This is a genomic window from Actinoplanes sp. NPDC051388 (assembly GCF_055586225.1).
Map to the genome: position 1 here is coordinate 53347 of NZ_JBVJIP010000004.1, position 13635 is coordinate 66981.

Genomic DNA, 13635 nt, shown 5'->3' on the forward strand with positions numbered 1-13635 from the left:
ACTTGCCCGATCCGGAGCACGCCATGTCCCTTCTGAGCCGGCGATGGCGGATGACGCACCGGCCGCGGCCGGCCGACCCCGGCCTGCTCCTGCTGCGCAGTGTCTGTCACGAGTTGAGGCCTCCGGTGTCCACACTCACCTCACTGATGCAGGCGCTGGGGACGCACCCGTCCGAGCCGGCCCGCGCGGACCTGGCACGGCTGGCCGGCGAACACGTCGCCTACGCGGAGGCGGTCCTCCGGCAGGCCGCCGCGGCCGCGTACGGCCTGACCGGCGCCACCACCCCGCCGGTCGCGTTCCACCGGATCCTGCCGATGGTGGCGGCGGTCGTCCCCGCCGACCGCCTCGTCATCCGGGTCGGCCGGACCGCCGGCGAGCATCCGGTGCACCGGCAGCACGCCGGTCAGATCCTGATCAATCTGCTGACCAACGCCGATCGGCACAGCCCGCCCGGCGAGCCGATCCACCTGGAGGCCGACACCCATCGGCGCCGGCTGAAGCTGACCGTCACCGACGCCGGCACCCTGACCCCGGACCTGACCCGATCGCTGCGCCGGTCCGTCCCCCCGGCCGGCGAGAAGGGTCTGGGGCTGTGGGTGGTGCGCCAACTCGTCGCCGCCAACGGTGGCACCATCCGCGCCCGCCGGCTGGCCCCGCGAGGGGTGGCCGTCGAGGTGACCCTGGCCCGGCCTCGCCGTTGACCCCTGGCAACCCCCGATCGACCGACGCCCACCCGCGAAAGGATCATCGCCATGTCCATCGCACTGCTCGCCCGGACCGCCGTGACCGCGGCCTACCTGCTCGCACTGATGCTCAACGGTCGCGCGGACCTGGCCACCGGCCTGCTGGCCGCCGCGATCACCGCGGTGTGGTCGGTCCCCCTGCTCCGCGACCGCCGGCTGCGGCGCGCCTCGGCTCCCGCGCTCGCCCGCCCGGACTCGACGCCCCGGCTGCTCTGACTCGAAGAGGCGACCACCAGTGATCGACATCGTGCGATTCGTGTATCACCCGGCAGACCGGGTACAGCCCGTTCGCGCCTCCGAGAGGCGCATCGATCGGGCGTCAAGAAGCGGCGCGCACCCTGGGCGGCCCCCACTGGTGCCAGCAGCTCCGGGCCGACGCCGCACTGGTGCGTGCGATCGCCGGCACCGGGGCGAGCCTGGTCCTGATCGGACCCGGCGAGGCGCCCTGGAGCACGGCGTCGGCGCGGTCCTGCGCTATGTGGACGCGAGCAGCGCCGCGAACTGAGACCACGACAGGTCGGTTCCGTTTGCCCGCAGGGACAGCGGGTAGGCGGCCCGCGGTGACGATCCCGGCCTTCTCCAGACGTACGGCGGTGCTGCTGCATGACCTCCAACCTCGACGCCGCCACGCCGGTGGACCGGGTGATGTGCCCCGAGAGCACGGGCCGAACGCTGCTCGCGATGGCGGTGCCGCCGGACCGGCGCACCGGCGACGCGCTCAGCCGGGTCCCGCTGCTGGGCCGTCGTGGGGACCTGCCGGACGAACGCCGCCGCGAGGTGCTGGCGGCCCACGCCACCGGCGACGCGGTGCCGCTGGCGCAGGTCGATCGGATCGACGCCGAGGCGGTCGCCCGCTGGATCGTGCAGCACTACCCGGATCCCACCTACCCGGCGGTGATCCTCGGCTCCCCGCACGGGGCGGCCGTGCACCTGGCGGCCGCCTGCGGCGCGGCCTGGCTGCCCACGTCCTTCACGCTGAGCGTCCGGTGGCCGGGCGGCGGGGCCGGGAACTGGATCGCGGCGATGGACTGGGGAACCCGGCTCGCGCAACGCATCCTCGCCCGCAATCCGCAGGTCACCGTTCGTCAGGTGCACGATCCCGTGCTGCGCGGATCGCTGTGCGGCGCCACGGTTTCCCTGCAGGTGCGCTGGCGCACGCTGCCGGACGCGTACCGGGAGTTCCTGCGGTCGCGGCTCACCCCGGACGGCACCGCGGTGCTGATCCGCGACCTGCGCACCTGGCCGGTGCTGGACGGGCCGAGCGGCTACGGCTTCCAGATCGGCACCCCGACCACCGGCTGGCGTCCGGACCACTACACCCTGGCCTGCCCGTCGTTCCGGGGACTGTTGTCCGGCATCGGCGTGCGGGACTGGCCGGCCGTGAGCCCCGGCATCCCGTCGCAATACGCGGACACCAGCGGCGAGCCCCGGCTGGAAGCCGAACTCCGCCAGCTGAGCGCCGATACCGGAACGGCCGTCCACCGCGTGCTCTATCAGAACGCGCAGGCGCTCAGCGCCTGCGTGGCCGACCTGTACCGGGCGTGGCTGCGGCCCTCGAACGGAGGCCGCCGGTGCTTCGTCGGCACCGGCCGGATGATGGACCCGTGGCAGACGATCGCCACCGGGTCGGTGCCGTACTGGTGTGAGTCGTCGTCGCGAACGGTCACCGACGCCGCGCAACTGTGGCTGGCCGGCAGTGAGCCGTTCGACGAGGTCAGTGTGCTGCCCGAACCGCCGGGCACCCTGCACGACGACACCGCCCCGCTGCGGCAGTGGCGATCGGTGGCCGCGTTCGCCCGTCGCCGGGGCACAGTGGACACCGCGATCGCCGGGCGGTACCCGATGTTGCCCGCCGCGCCACGCCACGCGACCTGGTTTCTCTCCACGCTGGCCGCGTCCGGCCCGCAGCTCCCGCCGATGCCGGCCGCCGAGGCGGTCCGGCAGCTGACGCGCACCGGAGCACCGCTCGGTCTGCTGGTCGTCTGAAAAGTGTGGATCAACCGCCGGTCGATGCCCGCCGCCCGGCTCGGAGCCGATACGCCGTGACACCGGCCGCGCCAGGCCTCCGGTGATCGTCAGCCGCCGGCGCCCGCGCGCAGCGGCAAGGGCATGGTGTCGCCGCGGCTGATCGGCCGCACGCCGGACAGGCCGTGCTCCCGCGCCCTGGCCAGATAGTCCGCCAGGGGCGACGTGAACACCGTGTAGTCGTCGTGATGCACCGGAACGGTGAGCCCGGGCCGGATCATCTCGGTCAGCGCGACGCCCTGCCGGTCGTCCATGGTGAGCAGCATGCCGAGCAGCCGGGTGCCGCCCAGGTGGATGACCATGGCGTCGATGTCGCCGCACCGGCGCGGGACATCGGCCAGAAACGGCCGGTGCAGGGTGTCGCCGGTGATGTAGAGCCGGATCCGGCACACGTCGTCGATCAGGAGCTCCACCACCGAGCCCATGACGTCCGGCAGCAGGCGGTCGGCGAACCCCGGGCCGTGGCGCCCCGGCACGGCGGTGACGCGCAGCCGCTGGCGGCCGCGGCTCCAGTCGTGGGTCTCCCAGGTCGGCAGGCCGCGAACAGCCCGGAACTCCCAGCGGCGCAGCCGCCGCACCGCCTGGGGCGTGGTGATGATCGGGGTGGGTCTCGGCAACTGGTCGCGTGCCACCCGATCGAAGTGGTCGGCGTGCAGATGGGACAGCAGGACGGCGTCCAGGCGTGGCAACTGCGCCACCGACAGCGCGGGATCGAGGATCCGCTTCGTCCAGGCGCCGTAGCCGAGGTGCAGCCGGCTGCCGGCGGTCACGAAGTTCGGATCGGTCAGCACCGTGAAGTCCCCGAGCCGCAACACCGTCGTCGCATTGCCCACGAACGTGATGCTCGCCTGCGGTTCAGCCGCTTCCGCCACGTCTCCACCTCCGTCGCCCGCGTACCCCGGAGCGAGGCGTTCACACCGGTCCGGCGATCGATCGACCTTTGTGGTCGGCCGTCCGCAAATTGTCGGAGCCGACACGTATGGCCGCGAACAGTCCGGGTATGCGCGCTCCGTCATCCCTACCGGAGGTGTTTCATGGCTACTTCCCGCGCGCGGACAACCTCTCGCCGCGCTCTCGTCCAAACCACGGCGCTCGCCGTCGGAATCGTGTTCCTGCTGGTCGGTGTCCTCGGCTTCATACCCGGCATCACCACCGACTACGACCTGATGACCTTCGCGGGTCACGAGTCCGGCGCGAAACTGCTCGGTGTCTTCCAGGTGTCCATCCTGCACAATCTCGTGCACCTGCTGTTCGGCATCGCCGGCGTGGCCATGGCCCGCACGGTCTCCGGCGCCCGCCTCTTCCTGATCGGCGGCGGCGCCGTCTATCTGGTCCTGTGGCTCTACGGTCTGCTCATCGACCACGGCAGCGCCGCCAACTTCGTGCCGGTCAACGGCGCCGACAACTGGCTGCACCTGTTCCTCGGCCTGGGCATGATCGCCCTCGGCCTGCTCACCACGCGTCGTCGTTCCGTCTCCGCATGATCACGGTGTGGTGCCGCTTGCTGGGGGGCAGCGGCACCACACCGGCCAGGCTCACCCGTCGTCGCCGGGCCGGCGCGGGACCGCCCCTTCCGGATCGATGATGCCCAGCACCAGGTCGGCCATCCCCCGTGCGCCACGAAGGAAGAAGTCACTTCCGACCGCCCGAGCCTGCCGGTGCGCGGCCATCAGCGCGTTGGCCGCGGCGGCGCCGAAGAAGGTGACCCGGCTCAGGTCGCAGCCGCCCATCGCGTGCGAGTAGCCGAAACATCCGCCGGGCGCCTGACCCCACATGGCCTCGCCCCGAACACCGAAAAGCGGCCCGATCAACACCTCTTGACGCAACCGATCGGTTGCCATAGTGTTGCAACCGTTGAGTTGCTACTAGCTGGAGGTCGTGATGGCTTTTCCCGATCGCATCGAGCGCGTCGTCGAGGTCGCCCACCCGCCGCGGAAGGTCTGGGCGGCGATCACCACCGCCGAGGGGCTGGGCACCTGGTTCGGCAACCGGGCGACCGTCGACCGGCGCGAGGGCGGCGCCGTGCATCTGTCGTGGGACAGCGGCGACACCGCCGAGCTGCGCATCGAGCGCCTCGACGAGCCGGCCGTGTTCGCCTTCACCTGGGACATCCACGGTCTCGACGAGGGCGACCCGCGCCGGACGTATGTCGAGTTCACCCTCGAGCCGATCGACGGCGGCACCCGGCTCACCGTGGTCGAGTCCGGCTTCGCGCAGCTGGCCCAGGAGACCTTCGACAAGGCCTACGGCGGCAACGTCGAGGGCTGGGGCAAGGAGCTCGCCGAGCTGGTGGCCTACCTCGATGCGTCCTGACATCGAGGCCGTGGCCGAGCAGGTCTTCGCGGCCCTGGCCGATCCGACCCGCCGGTCGATCCTGGCCGAGCTGGCCGCGAAGGGCCCGGCGACCGCGACCGATCTGGCCGGCCGGCTGCCGATCACCCGGCAGGCCGTCGCCAAGCATCTGGGCCTGCTGGCCGAGGCCGGTCTGGTCACGGCCGAGCCCGGCGAGCGGCGCCGGGTGCGCTTCCGGCTGCGTTCCGCCCCGATGCGGGTGGCGCAGCAGTTCCTGACCGCGCTGGCACGCGACTGGGACGACCGGCTCGACGCGTTGACCAGCCACCTCGACGGTGAGCGATCCTGACTTCGAAAGGCCATTCCGATGAGTACGCCACGGGCGGGCCGCCCGAACCTGGCCCTGGCCACCCTGTTCCTCGGCATGTTCGTGATCGGCAGCACCGAGCTGCTGGTCGTCGGCGTGCTCGACCTGATCGCCGCCGACCTGCGGGTCTCCATCCCGGCGGCCGGTGCGCTCGTCACCGCGTACGCGATGGGTCTCGCTCTCGGCGGTCCGGTTCTGACCGCCGTGACCATCCGCCTGGATCGACGGACCGTCCTGGCCGGCGCCCTCGTCTTGTTCGTCGCGGGCAACCTGGCCGCGGTGCTGACCACCGGCTTCGCCCTGTTCGTGGTGGCCCGCGTGCTGACCGGCGCGTTCCAGGGCGTGTTCATCGCCGCGGCCTTCACCACCGGCAGCGCGGTCGTGCCGCCGGAGCGCACCGGCCGGGCCATCGCCGTGGTGATGTGCGGCATCACCGTCTCGGGAGCGCTCGGTGTGCCGCTGGGCACGCTGGCCGGGCAGGCGCTGGGCTGGCGTGGCTCGTTCGCCGCGGCCATCGTGCTGGCGGTCGGCGCGCTGGTCGCCACGCTGGCGGTCGTGCCGTCCGTGCCGAGCACCGGCGGCGGTGCGGCCGGCCAACTGCGGCACGCGCTCGCGCCGCGGGTGCTCGCCGTGCTGGGGCTGACCGCGCTGATCTTCGCGTCGGTGTACGCCGCGCTGACCTACATCGTGCCGTTCCTGCAGACCGTCACCGGCGTCTCCGGCGGCCTGGTCAGCGTGTTCCTGCTGGCCTACGGGGTGGCCACCGCGGCCGGCTCGTGGGGCGGCGGCCGGTTCGCCGACACCGACGCCGCGCGCACCCTGATCGTCGGCACCATCGGCGTCGCGGCCTGCCTGCTGACGCTGTACGTCGTCGGCGCGAGCGCGGCGCTGGTGGCGCTGGCGCTGCTGGCCGTGGGCGCGTTCGCGATGGGCATGGCGCCCTCGATGCAGGTCCGCGTGGTCGCCCTGGCCGGGCCGGGCGGCGCAGTCGCGCAGTCGCTGCCCGCCTCCGCGGCCAACGTGGGCATCGCGGCCGGCTCGTTCGCCGGCGGCGTGGCGATCGGCGGCTTCAGCGTCTCGGCCGCGGTGATCGCCGGCCTGATCATCGCGGTGCTCGCCATCCCGGCCGCCTGGGCGACCAGCTTCCTGCGCCCACCCGCGACCGCCGCAGTGCAACCTATGGTTGCTCCTGGTGTGAAGGCCGACTAACGTGATGCGCAACCAAACGTTGCAGGAGGACGGGCACATGGAGTTCGGAACGATCGAGCGGGAGATCTTCGTCGAGGCGTCGCCGGAGACCGTCTTCGAGGTGGTGAGCAGCCCGGACCACCTGAAGGAGTGGTGGCCGGACGAGGCGAGCTATGAGATGACGCCCGGCGCGCCCGGCCGGATCGCGTTCGGCGACACGGTGGTGGCGTTCACCGTGGTCGAGGCGCGGCCGCCGACATTGTTCTCGTTCCGCTGGACGCACCCGGCCGGCGATGTGGCGGCGGCGGGCAACTCGCTGCTGGTCACGTTCGACCTGAAGCCGTCCGGCGGCGGGACGCTGCTGAGGATGACCGAGAGCGGCTTCCGCGAGATGGGCTGGGAGATCGCCGTCCTCGAGGAGCAGTTCGACGAGCACGGCAAGGGCTGGGACTTCTATCTGGCGCGGCTGGCGCCCTATGCGGTGAAGGTCGCGGCGCGATGAGCACCGCGGTCGACGACGATCTCTGGTCGGCGATCGGAGACCCGACCCGGCGCCGGATGGTCGACCTGCTCCTCGACGGGCCGGGCACCGCGACGTCGCTGGGCCGGCAGCTGCCGGTGACCCGGCAGGCGGTGGCCAAACACCTCGGCGTGCTGGAGCGGGCCGGCCTGGTGCGCGGCGCGCCGGCCGGCCGGGAGAAGCGATATCGGGTGGACGACGCCCAGGTTGCCCGCGCGGTGGCCCAGCTGGCCTCGGTCGGGTCGGCGTGGGACGCCCGACTGCGACGGATCAAGCGGATCGCCGAGGCGATCCAGCGCACCCAGGACGAGACGAAGGAGAACTGAGATGGTGGACATCCTGCATCGGGTCGGAGCCAAGGACACCACGCCCGCCGCGGTCTACAAAGCACTGACCACTGTGGATGGGCTGGCGAACTGGTGGACCGGCGACACCAAGGGCAGCGCCGAGGTCGGTGGCGTGCTGCAGTTCCGGTTCCCACCGGTGGGCGGCTTCGACATGGAGGTCATCGAGTCGAAGCCGGCCGAGCGCGTGACGTGGCGGGTGGTCGACGGCCCCGAGGAGTGGATCGGCACGACCGTCGACTTCCGGCTGCGGCAGGACGGCGACTACACGATCGTCCTCTTCGCACACGAGGGCTGGGCGGAGCCGGTCGAGTTCATGAACCACTGCAGCACCAAGTGGGGCTCGTACCTGATGAGCCTGAAGTCCTTGGTGGAGACCGGCGAGGGGCAACCGGCGCCACGAGACGTCCAGATCAGCGACTGGCATTGAGCCGCCTTTCTTGCGCGCATGCGCAACGCATGCGCGCAGGATGGTGGCGATCTCTCGCGCCGCGGTCGCACTCTGGTCGGCATGAGACTGGCTCGGATTGCGGCGGTCGCCCTGCTCGCACTGGGCGCCGGCCTCGTCGTTCCCGCGTCGCCCGCGCGGGCGGCGATCACCCACAAGCTCAATGACTACAACAGCGACGGCATCAGCGACATCCTGGCCGTCCCCCTGGGCAACGACTGCCTCTACCGCTGGAACGGCGTCGCCGGCGGCGGATTCACCGCGCGCGCACTGGTCGGTTGCGGCTGGGGCGATCTCAAGTACGCCTTGAGCGCGCCCGGCGATCTGAACCGCGACGGGATCGGCGACCTGGTGTCGGTCGACCACCGGGACGGCTGCATGTATCGCTGGCTCGGCACCGGCGACGGCAATTTCGGGGCAGCGACCAGGTTCGGCTGCGGCTGGGATCTGTTCTGGCGTGGCCTGCACGGCGCCGGCGACCTGAACAACGACGGCAACGGCGACCTGATCATGGTGCGGGACGGGAACGGCTGCCTGTTCCGGGCGTTGGGCGACGGCAACGGCGGATTCGGGCCGCGCGAGCGGATCAACTGCGAATACCGCAACTTCGCGGCGACCATGACCGGCGCCGGGGACATCACCGGCGACGGCAACGCGGACCTGGTCGCGGCCAACGAGGGCGACGAGCCGAACGCGTGCCTGTACCGGTTCGAGGGCGACGGGCAGGGCGGGTTCCGCGCGTTCGCGCAGATCGGGTGCGGCTGGGCGCCGTACACGGTCAGCGCCAACATCTCCGGCATGGGCGACCTGAACGGCGACGGGATCGGCGACCTGGTGGCCGTCGACACCGACTTCGGCGAGCTGCGCGGCTGGCACGGCACCGGGACCGGCGGCTACGGCCCGGCGGTCACCTTCGGCGAAGGGTGGGACAACTACTTCCTGGCCACCTGACGACGCTGGACGAGTTCCTGGGCGCGGCCGCGGGCCGTTGACGACCGGCCGCGACGCAACCCCCATAGGTAACACGGTCGCGGTGTGCGGATCAACGGCGGTCGACGCCCACCGGACAGCCGGGCTTCATCAGCCGCGCCAGCGCAGGTCGGCGACCACGGCCCGATGGTCGGAGGGATGGATGCCGCCGACCGGCTCGCCGGCGAGCCGCACACCCTCCACCAGCACGTGCTGATCCTCGCGTCCGGGGCGGAAGAAGATGTGGTCGATGCGCTGGTCGACCAGCTGGGGCCCGGCCTCCAGCGGCGCCGACGGATGGGTCGACGGCAGGGTGATCGCGTCGGCCGCGCCCTGCCCGGCGGTCCACGCGTCGGTCAGCACGTCGCGCACCGGCCGCAGCACCGGCGAGTCGACCGCCGCGTTCAGGTCGCCCATCAGCAGGACCGGGCACGGGCCGTCGAAGCGCGGGGCGGTGGCGAGGTCGGCCACGAAGGCGCCCTGCGCGATCCGGTCGTCGGTGTACGGGACGCCGTAGTCGAGGCAGGCGACCACGACCGGCAGCGGCCCGGCCGGATGATCGAGGCGGACGCACAGCGCCACCGGATCCCAGTCGCGGTGCCGGGCCGGCATCACCAGCGCCTCGTGACCGAGGATCGGCCACCGGCTCAGCAGCGCGATGCCGAGATCGAAGCCGGCCGCGTCCGCCACGTCGGCGTCCTTCGGCGCGGGCGGGTAGGACGGCGAGGCGAAGACGGACCGCATGCCCAGCGCGTCCGCCAGTTCCTCGGCCTGGGTCGTGCCGGCACCGGCCCAGACCTCCTGCAGCGCCAGGACGTCCGGCCGGAGGCCCTCCAGTGTCGTGCGGATGGCCGGCTGCCGGTCGCGCCAGTGCGGCCCGAACCTCCACCAGATGTTCCACGTCATCGCGCGGACCATGTGATCGGTCATCGCACGCAATTTCCCACCCGGCCGGGAATGAAACCGGATTACTGGCCAACTGAGGCGAACGCGCAGTCGGCACCCCTCCCGCGGGTCAGGCGCGGACGATCTCGACCAACGGGAACATCGGCGTCCGGATCACCCGGGCGATCCGCAGCCCGGCGCCCTCGACCAGCGCGGTCAGCTCCTCCTCGGTGCGTGCGCAGCCGCCACCCATCGCCAGCAGGATGAGGTCGTAGACCCGGCCGACCTCGTCGCTGTCACCGGGATAGACCACCGGCTCGTGCACCAGCAGCCGGCTGTCGTCGCGCATCGCCGCACGGACCTGGCCGAGCAGTTCGTGGGCCCGTTGCCCGCCCCACGACCACAGCACCCGCTTGAGCAGGTACGCGTCCGCGCCGGCCGGCACCCCGTCGAAGAAACTGCCGCCCACGACCTCGCACCGATCGGTCAGCCCGGCCTCGCGCAGCACCTCGGGCGCGTTCGCCACGACGTGCGGCTGGTCGAACAGGGTGCCCCGCAGATGCCGGAACCGGGACAGCAGACCCGCCAGGAAGGTGCCGTTGCCACCGCCGAGGTCGACCACAGTGGTCATCTCGTGCCACGAGTCGTACGCGGACAGCAGCGTCCGCACCTCCATCCGGGTTCCGGCGGCCTGCGAGCCGTCGAATCGCTTGCTCTCGTCCGGATGTTCCGCCATGTAGTCCCAGTAGCCCATCCCGTGGACGTGCTCGAAGGACGAGGCGCCGGTGCGCAGCGTGTAGTCGAAACGCGCCCACGCCTGAATGTCGCCGACCAGGAACGGGTACGCGTCGCGCAACGAGATCGGGTGATCGCTGCGCAGCGGCTGAGCCAGTGGCGTCAGCGCGAAGACACCCGGTTCGCACTCGGTGAAGATGCCCTTGCCGGCCACCGCGCGCAGCACGCGGGCCAGAGCGGCGGGATCCGCGTTGCAGCGCTTGGCCAGATCGTTGACCGGCAGCGGCCCGTCGACGAGATGGTCGGCCACGCCCAGCGTGCCGACCGCCCGGATCGCGAAGGGGACAACGTAGTCGGCCAGCTCAGCGAGTCGCTGCACCGACGCGACGTCGATGCGGGGACGGCTGTTCGTGCGGACCTCGTCGGACATCTGGTCTCCTCCTCCGGCCGGTACCAGGGGGAGATTGTCAGCCGCCCGCGGCGCGTCGCAAGAGTGCGCGGATGGTCGGCGGCGTCAGGGATCCCGGGCATCCGCGCGCGCATTCCCCGGCCGTTGTGCTCGGCGGAGGGCTGTGACAACCATGGGTGGCCTTGCGAAAGAGGGGACCATGAGCAGATCTCGCACAAATCGGTGGGACGTGCGCCCATACCTTCGCGGCCTCGTCGTCGACGCCCTGGGAATCAGCCGGCCACCGAAGAATCCGGCACCGCCGGACAATGGACCATCCATTGTGGTGCTGCCGTTCGAGAGCACCGGCGAGGAGGACGAATATCTGACCGACGGCGTGACCACGGGTCTGACCGAGAACATCGGGCGCAGCAGCCGGGCCGTGTTCGTCATCTCCTCCGAGTCCGCCTTCTCCTACAAGGGAACCGGCGCGGATCCCACCCGGATCGGCACCGAACTGGGGGTCCGGTACATCCTGCGCGGCTCGGTGGCGCGCAAAGGGGACCGGCTCACCATCGACGCCGAGCTCATCGAGGCGCACCCCGGCAAGACCCTCTGGGCGGAGTCGTTCGAGGCCGGGCTCGACGACATGCACGCGGTCCAGGTCGAGATCATCGAGCGGATCCTCAAGGCGGTCGGCTTCCAGCTGGAGTCGGCCGAGCTCGACCGGCTGACCAGGCCGCCGACCAGCATCCGCTCGGTCGAGTCGGTCTGGCGCGGCTATTACCACATGCGCCAGCTGCATCACAAGAATCTGCTCGAGGCGCGCGTCCTCTTCCAGCGGGCCATCGAGGAGGATCCGGGGCACGCCAACGCCTATGGCCTCCTCGCCGGAACGTACACCCAGGAGCACACCCAGGGCTGGAGTCTGGACGACGGCCATCTCGACCACGCCCGGTCGCTCGCGCTGCAGGGTGTCAAGATCGACGCTGATTCCGGGGCGTGCCACGGAATCCTCGGCGTGGTCGAGATCTCCCGGGGCAACTGGCGGGAGGCGGTCAAGCACGAGGATCGCTCGATCATCGCGGACCCGTGCATCACCTGGCCGCACGCCATGCGCGGGGTCGCGCTCGCCCAGGGCAACCAGCGCCTGGAGGCCAGCCGCTCGATCCGCCGGGCGCTGCGCCTCGATCCCTTCCCGCCGCACGGGTTGCTGATGGCGCTCGCCTACATCAACTACGGCGCCGGCCGGAAGACCGAGGCGATCGAGCTGCTGGAGAAGGTCCGGCAGGAGAACGACGACAACATCCTGTGCCGGGTCGCCCTCACCGCGTTCCACCAGCGCGAGGGAGACCAGGCGTACGCCCGTGAGCTGACCCGGCAGATCCTGCAGATCAATCCGGACATCACCGCCGAGGTCGGCAAAGGAATGATCCCCGCGCTCGAGAACATCCACCCGAAGAGCGAGGTGGTCCGCTATGCCGACGACCTCGCCACGGCGGGCCTGCCGCGCGGCCACGAGAAGGCGAAGAACCCGCGATGATCATCTACAACCCGTTCGACCCGGCGTTCGTCGCCAACCCCTACCCCTTCTTCCGGCAGCTGCGGGAGGAGGATCCCTGCCACCGGATCATCGGCCCGGACGGCGTCTGGCTGGTCACCCGGCACGGGGACATCGATGCCTTCCTGCACGATCGGGCCCGGTTCAGCGTCGACCACCGCAACCTCAAGACCGGGCCGGAGCTGGAGCTGCCGTACGAGGACATCTCGGTGATCCTGTTCCGGGATCCGCCGGAGCACACGAGATGGCGCCAGCAGCTGTCCAAGGGGCTCACTCCCGGGCACATCGAGGCGTACCGGCCCCGGCTCACCCAGCTCATCGACGAGCACCTGGACGTGCTCGAGGAGAAGGGCGAGGCGGACTTCCTGGCGGACGTCGCGAGCCCGATCCCGTTCCAGGCGATCTGCGAGCTGCTCGGCATGCCGGTGGAGGACCGGGCCCAGCTGCACGCCTGGACCTCGGACATCGTCAACCTGACCGAGCCGATCGCCACCCCGGAGGTGACCGGCGCGATCGTCCGGTCCCGGGACGAGATGCGCGGCTATCTGCGTGAGCTGTGCGCCCACAAGCGCGCGCATCCGGGCGACGACGTCATCTCCCGGCTGCTGTCCGTCACCGGTGGCGGCTTCGACGAGGAGGAGCTGGTCAACCACGTCATGCTGCTCAATGTGTCCGCCCCGGAGCCGACCGCGAGCCATCTCGCGTACGGCGTGCTGGCTCTGACCCGCAACCCGGACCAGGCCGCCGAGCTGCGCGACGACCCCGCGCTCGACCGCAACGCGGTCGAGGAGATCCTCCGGTACGAGGCTCCGCTGCAGCTCACCGGCCGCTACCCGCTCGAGGACATCGAGATCCACGGCCGCAAGGTCGAGGCCGGCACGGCGATCGTCATGTCCCTCGCGTCGGCGAACCACGACCCGGACAAGTGGGGACCGACCGCGGACGACCTGGACCTGCGTCGCAAAGGCGCGAACGAGCACCTCTCCTTCGCCCGCGGCATCCACGGGTGCTTCGGGGCCGCCCTCGCGCGCCTGCACGGCCAGCTGACGTTCGGCCGGATGGTGCGCCGCTTCCCGGACCTCGCGCTCGTCGAGGAGCCGACCTGGAACCGCCTGCTGAACCGCCGCGGACCGACGCGGCTGCAGGTCTCGGTCCGCTGAACCCACCGAA

The 13635-nt window shown here is 71.4% G+C and carries 17 protein-coding genes; 13 read left to right on the top strand and 4 right to left on the bottom strand.

All coding sequences use genetic code 11. The features are described 5' to 3' along the window. Window positions 1-23 precede the first annotated feature (23 nt). The 3 genes from ACZ6TI_RS12165 (at window position 24) to ACZ6TI_RS12175 (ending at window position 2729) form a co-directional block, all read left to right on the top strand. Complete coding sequence (locus ACZ6TI_RS12165; RefSeq protein ID WP_465345058.1) at window positions 24-701, top strand: sensor histidine kinase; 678 nt, start codon at window positions 24-26, stop codon at window positions 699-701. A gap of 51 nt (window positions 702-752) precedes the next feature. Then, the gene (locus ACZ6TI_RS12170) at window positions 753-959 is read left to right on the top strand and encodes a hypothetical protein (RefSeq protein ID WP_465345059.1); all 207 of its coding nucleotides are present in this window, start codon (window positions 753-755) and stop codon (window positions 957-959) included. Window positions 960-1346: 387 nt separating this feature from the next. Then, the gene (locus ACZ6TI_RS12175; RefSeq protein WP_465345060.1) at window positions 1347-2729 is read left to right on the top strand and encodes a hypothetical protein; all 1383 of its coding nucleotides are present in this window, start codon (window positions 1347-1349) and stop codon (window positions 2727-2729) included. Window positions 2730-2818: 89 nt separating this feature from the next. Here ACZ6TI_RS12175 and ACZ6TI_RS12180 read toward each other — a convergent pair whose 3' ends face one another. Next, window positions 2819-3640 carry an MBL fold metallo-hydrolase gene (locus ACZ6TI_RS12180; RefSeq protein ID WP_465345061.1) on the bottom strand — a complete coding sequence of 274 codons (822 nt, stop codon included), beginning with the start codon at window positions 3638-3640 and terminating at the stop codon, window positions 2819-2821. Window positions 3641-3802: 162 nt separating this feature from the next. On the opposite strand from ACZ6TI_RS12180, the gene ACZ6TI_RS12185 reads away from it, so the two are divergent. Beyond that, window positions 3803-4252 carry a DUF4383 domain-containing protein gene (locus ACZ6TI_RS12185; RefSeq protein ID WP_465345062.1) on the top strand — a complete coding sequence of 150 codons (450 nt, stop codon included), beginning with the start codon at window positions 3803-3805 and terminating at the stop codon, window positions 4250-4252. Between the two features lie 51 nt (window positions 4253-4303). On the opposite strand, the gene ACZ6TI_RS12190 is transcribed toward ACZ6TI_RS12185, so the two are convergent. Beyond that, window positions 4304-4609 carry a hypothetical protein gene (locus tag ACZ6TI_RS12190; protein WP_465345063.1) on the bottom strand — a complete coding sequence of 102 codons (306 nt, stop codon included), beginning with the start codon at window positions 4607-4609 and terminating at the stop codon, window positions 4304-4306. Window positions 4610-4649: 40 nt separating this feature from the next. Here ACZ6TI_RS12190 and ACZ6TI_RS12195 point away from each other — a divergent pair, with 40 nt between their 5' ends. The 7 genes from ACZ6TI_RS12195 to ACZ6TI_RS12225 all read left to right on the top strand — a co-directional run bounded on the left by ACZ6TI_RS12195 (window position 4650) and on the right by ACZ6TI_RS12225 (window position 8878). After that, entirely contained in the window at window positions 4650-5081 is a 432-nt protein-coding gene (locus tag ACZ6TI_RS12195) for an SRPBCC domain-containing protein (protein WP_465345064.1), read from the top strand. Further along, complete coding sequence (locus tag ACZ6TI_RS12200) at window positions 5071-5409, top strand: ArsR/SmtB family transcription factor (RefSeq protein WP_465345065.1); 339 nt, start codon at window positions 5071-5073, stop codon at window positions 5407-5409. The genes ACZ6TI_RS12195 and ACZ6TI_RS12200 overlap by 11 nt, the downstream gene beginning before the upstream one ends. 18 nt (window positions 5410-5427) lie before the next feature. Beyond that, window positions 5428-6636 (top strand): MFS transporter, encoded by a 1209-nt coding sequence (locus ACZ6TI_RS12205; RefSeq protein WP_465345066.1) that lies wholly within the window; start codon window positions 5428-5430, stop codon window positions 6634-6636. Window positions 6637-6673: 37 nt separating this feature from the next. Continuing rightward, on the top strand, window positions 6674-7117 hold the full coding sequence (locus ACZ6TI_RS12210) for an SRPBCC family protein (RefSeq protein WP_465345067.1): 444 nt from the start codon (window positions 6674-6676) through the stop codon (window positions 7115-7117). Next, window positions 7114-7461 carry an ArsR/SmtB family transcription factor gene (locus ACZ6TI_RS12215; protein ID WP_465345068.1) on the top strand — a complete coding sequence of 116 codons (348 nt, stop codon included), beginning with the start codon at window positions 7114-7116 and terminating at the stop codon, window positions 7459-7461. The genes ACZ6TI_RS12210 and ACZ6TI_RS12215 overlap by 4 nt, the downstream gene beginning before the upstream one ends. 1 nt (window position 7462) lies before the next feature. Further along, window positions 7463-7909, top strand: coding sequence for an SRPBCC family protein (locus ACZ6TI_RS12220; protein WP_465345069.1), 447 nt, complete (start codon window positions 7463-7465; stop codon window positions 7907-7909). Window positions 7910-7990: 81 nt separating this feature from the next. Beyond that, on the top strand, window positions 7991-8878 hold the full coding sequence (locus tag ACZ6TI_RS12225) for an FG-GAP repeat domain-containing protein (protein WP_465345070.1): 888 nt from the start codon (window positions 7991-7993) through the stop codon (window positions 8876-8878). A gap of 129 nt (window positions 8879-9007) precedes the next feature. Here the strand turns inward: ACZ6TI_RS12225 and ACZ6TI_RS12230 are convergent, their stop codons facing one another. Continuing rightward, window positions 9008-9826: an endonuclease/exonuclease/phosphatase family protein gene (locus tag ACZ6TI_RS12230; RefSeq protein WP_465345071.1), complete on the bottom strand. Its 819-nt coding sequence runs from the start codon at window positions 9824-9826 to the stop codon at window positions 9008-9010. Window positions 9827-9911: 85 nt separating this feature from the next. Continuing rightward, window positions 9912-10946, bottom strand: a complete 1035-nt coding sequence (locus ACZ6TI_RS12235) for a methyltransferase (protein ID WP_465345072.1) — start codon at window positions 10944-10946, stop codon at window positions 9912-9914. A 178-nt stretch (window positions 10947-11124) separates the two neighbouring features. Here ACZ6TI_RS12235 and ACZ6TI_RS12240 point away from each other — a divergent pair, with 178 nt between their 5' ends. Continuing rightward, entirely contained in the window at window positions 11125-12447 is a 1323-nt protein-coding gene (locus ACZ6TI_RS12240; protein WP_465345073.1) for a tetratricopeptide repeat protein, read from the top strand. Next, entirely contained in the window at window positions 12444-13625 is a 1182-nt protein-coding gene (locus ACZ6TI_RS12245; RefSeq protein WP_465345074.1) for a cytochrome P450, read from the top strand. Before ACZ6TI_RS12240 ends, ACZ6TI_RS12245 begins: the two co-directional genes overlap by 4 nt. The last annotated feature ends 10 nt before the right edge of the window (window positions 13626-13635 follow it).

Excerpts from the sequence above, each read along its gene's own strand:
- ACZ6TI_RS12165 (WP_465345058.1), top strand. The coding sequence starts at position 24 with ATGTCCCTTCTGAGCCGGCGATGGCGGATGACGCACCGGCCGCGGCCG.
- ACZ6TI_RS12170 (WP_465345059.1), top strand. The coding sequence starts at position 753 with ATGTCCATCGCACTGCTCGCCCGGACCGCCGTGACCGCGGCCTACCTG.
- ACZ6TI_RS12175 (WP_465345060.1), top strand. The coding sequence starts at position 1,347 with ATGACCTCCAACCTCGACGCCGCCACGCCGGTGGACCGGGTGATGTGC.
- ACZ6TI_RS12185 (WP_465345062.1), top strand. The coding sequence starts at position 3,803 with ATGGCTACTTCCCGCGCGCGGACAACCTCTCGCCGCGCTCTCGTCCAA.
- ACZ6TI_RS12190 (WP_465345063.1), bottom strand. The coding sequence starts at position 4,609 with ATGGCAACCGATCGGTTGCGTCAAGAGGTGTTGATCGGGCCGCTTTTC.
- ACZ6TI_RS12195 (WP_465345064.1), top strand. The coding sequence starts at position 4,650 with ATGGCTTTTCCCGATCGCATCGAGCGCGTCGTCGAGGTCGCCCACCCG.
- ACZ6TI_RS12200 (WP_465345065.1), top strand. The coding sequence starts at position 5,071 with ATGCGTCCTGACATCGAGGCCGTGGCCGAGCAGGTCTTCGCGGCCCTG.
- ACZ6TI_RS12205 (WP_465345066.1), top strand. The coding sequence starts at position 5,428 with ATGAGTACGCCACGGGCGGGCCGCCCGAACCTGGCCCTGGCCACCCTG.
- ACZ6TI_RS12210 (WP_465345067.1), top strand. The coding sequence starts at position 6,674 with ATGGAGTTCGGAACGATCGAGCGGGAGATCTTCGTCGAGGCGTCGCCG.
- ACZ6TI_RS12215 (WP_465345068.1), top strand. The coding sequence starts at position 7,114 with ATGAGCACCGCGGTCGACGACGATCTCTGGTCGGCGATCGGAGACCCG.
- ACZ6TI_RS12220 (WP_465345069.1), top strand. The coding sequence starts at position 7,463 with ATGGTGGACATCCTGCATCGGGTCGGAGCCAAGGACACCACGCCCGCC.
- ACZ6TI_RS12225 (WP_465345070.1), top strand. The coding sequence starts at position 7,991 with ATGAGACTGGCTCGGATTGCGGCGGTCGCCCTGCTCGCACTGGGCGCC.
- ACZ6TI_RS12230 (WP_465345071.1), bottom strand. The coding sequence starts at position 9,826 with ATGACCGATCACATGGTCCGCGCGATGACGTGGAACATCTGGTGGAGG.
- ACZ6TI_RS12235 (WP_465345072.1), bottom strand. The coding sequence starts at position 10,946 with ATGTCCGACGAGGTCCGCACGAACAGCCGTCCCCGCATCGACGTCGCG.
- ACZ6TI_RS12240 (WP_465345073.1), top strand. The coding sequence starts at position 11,125 with ATGAGCAGATCTCGCACAAATCGGTGGGACGTGCGCCCATACCTTCGC.
- ACZ6TI_RS12245 (WP_465345074.1), top strand. The coding sequence starts at position 12,444 with ATGATCATCTACAACCCGTTCGACCCGGCGTTCGTCGCCAACCCCTAC.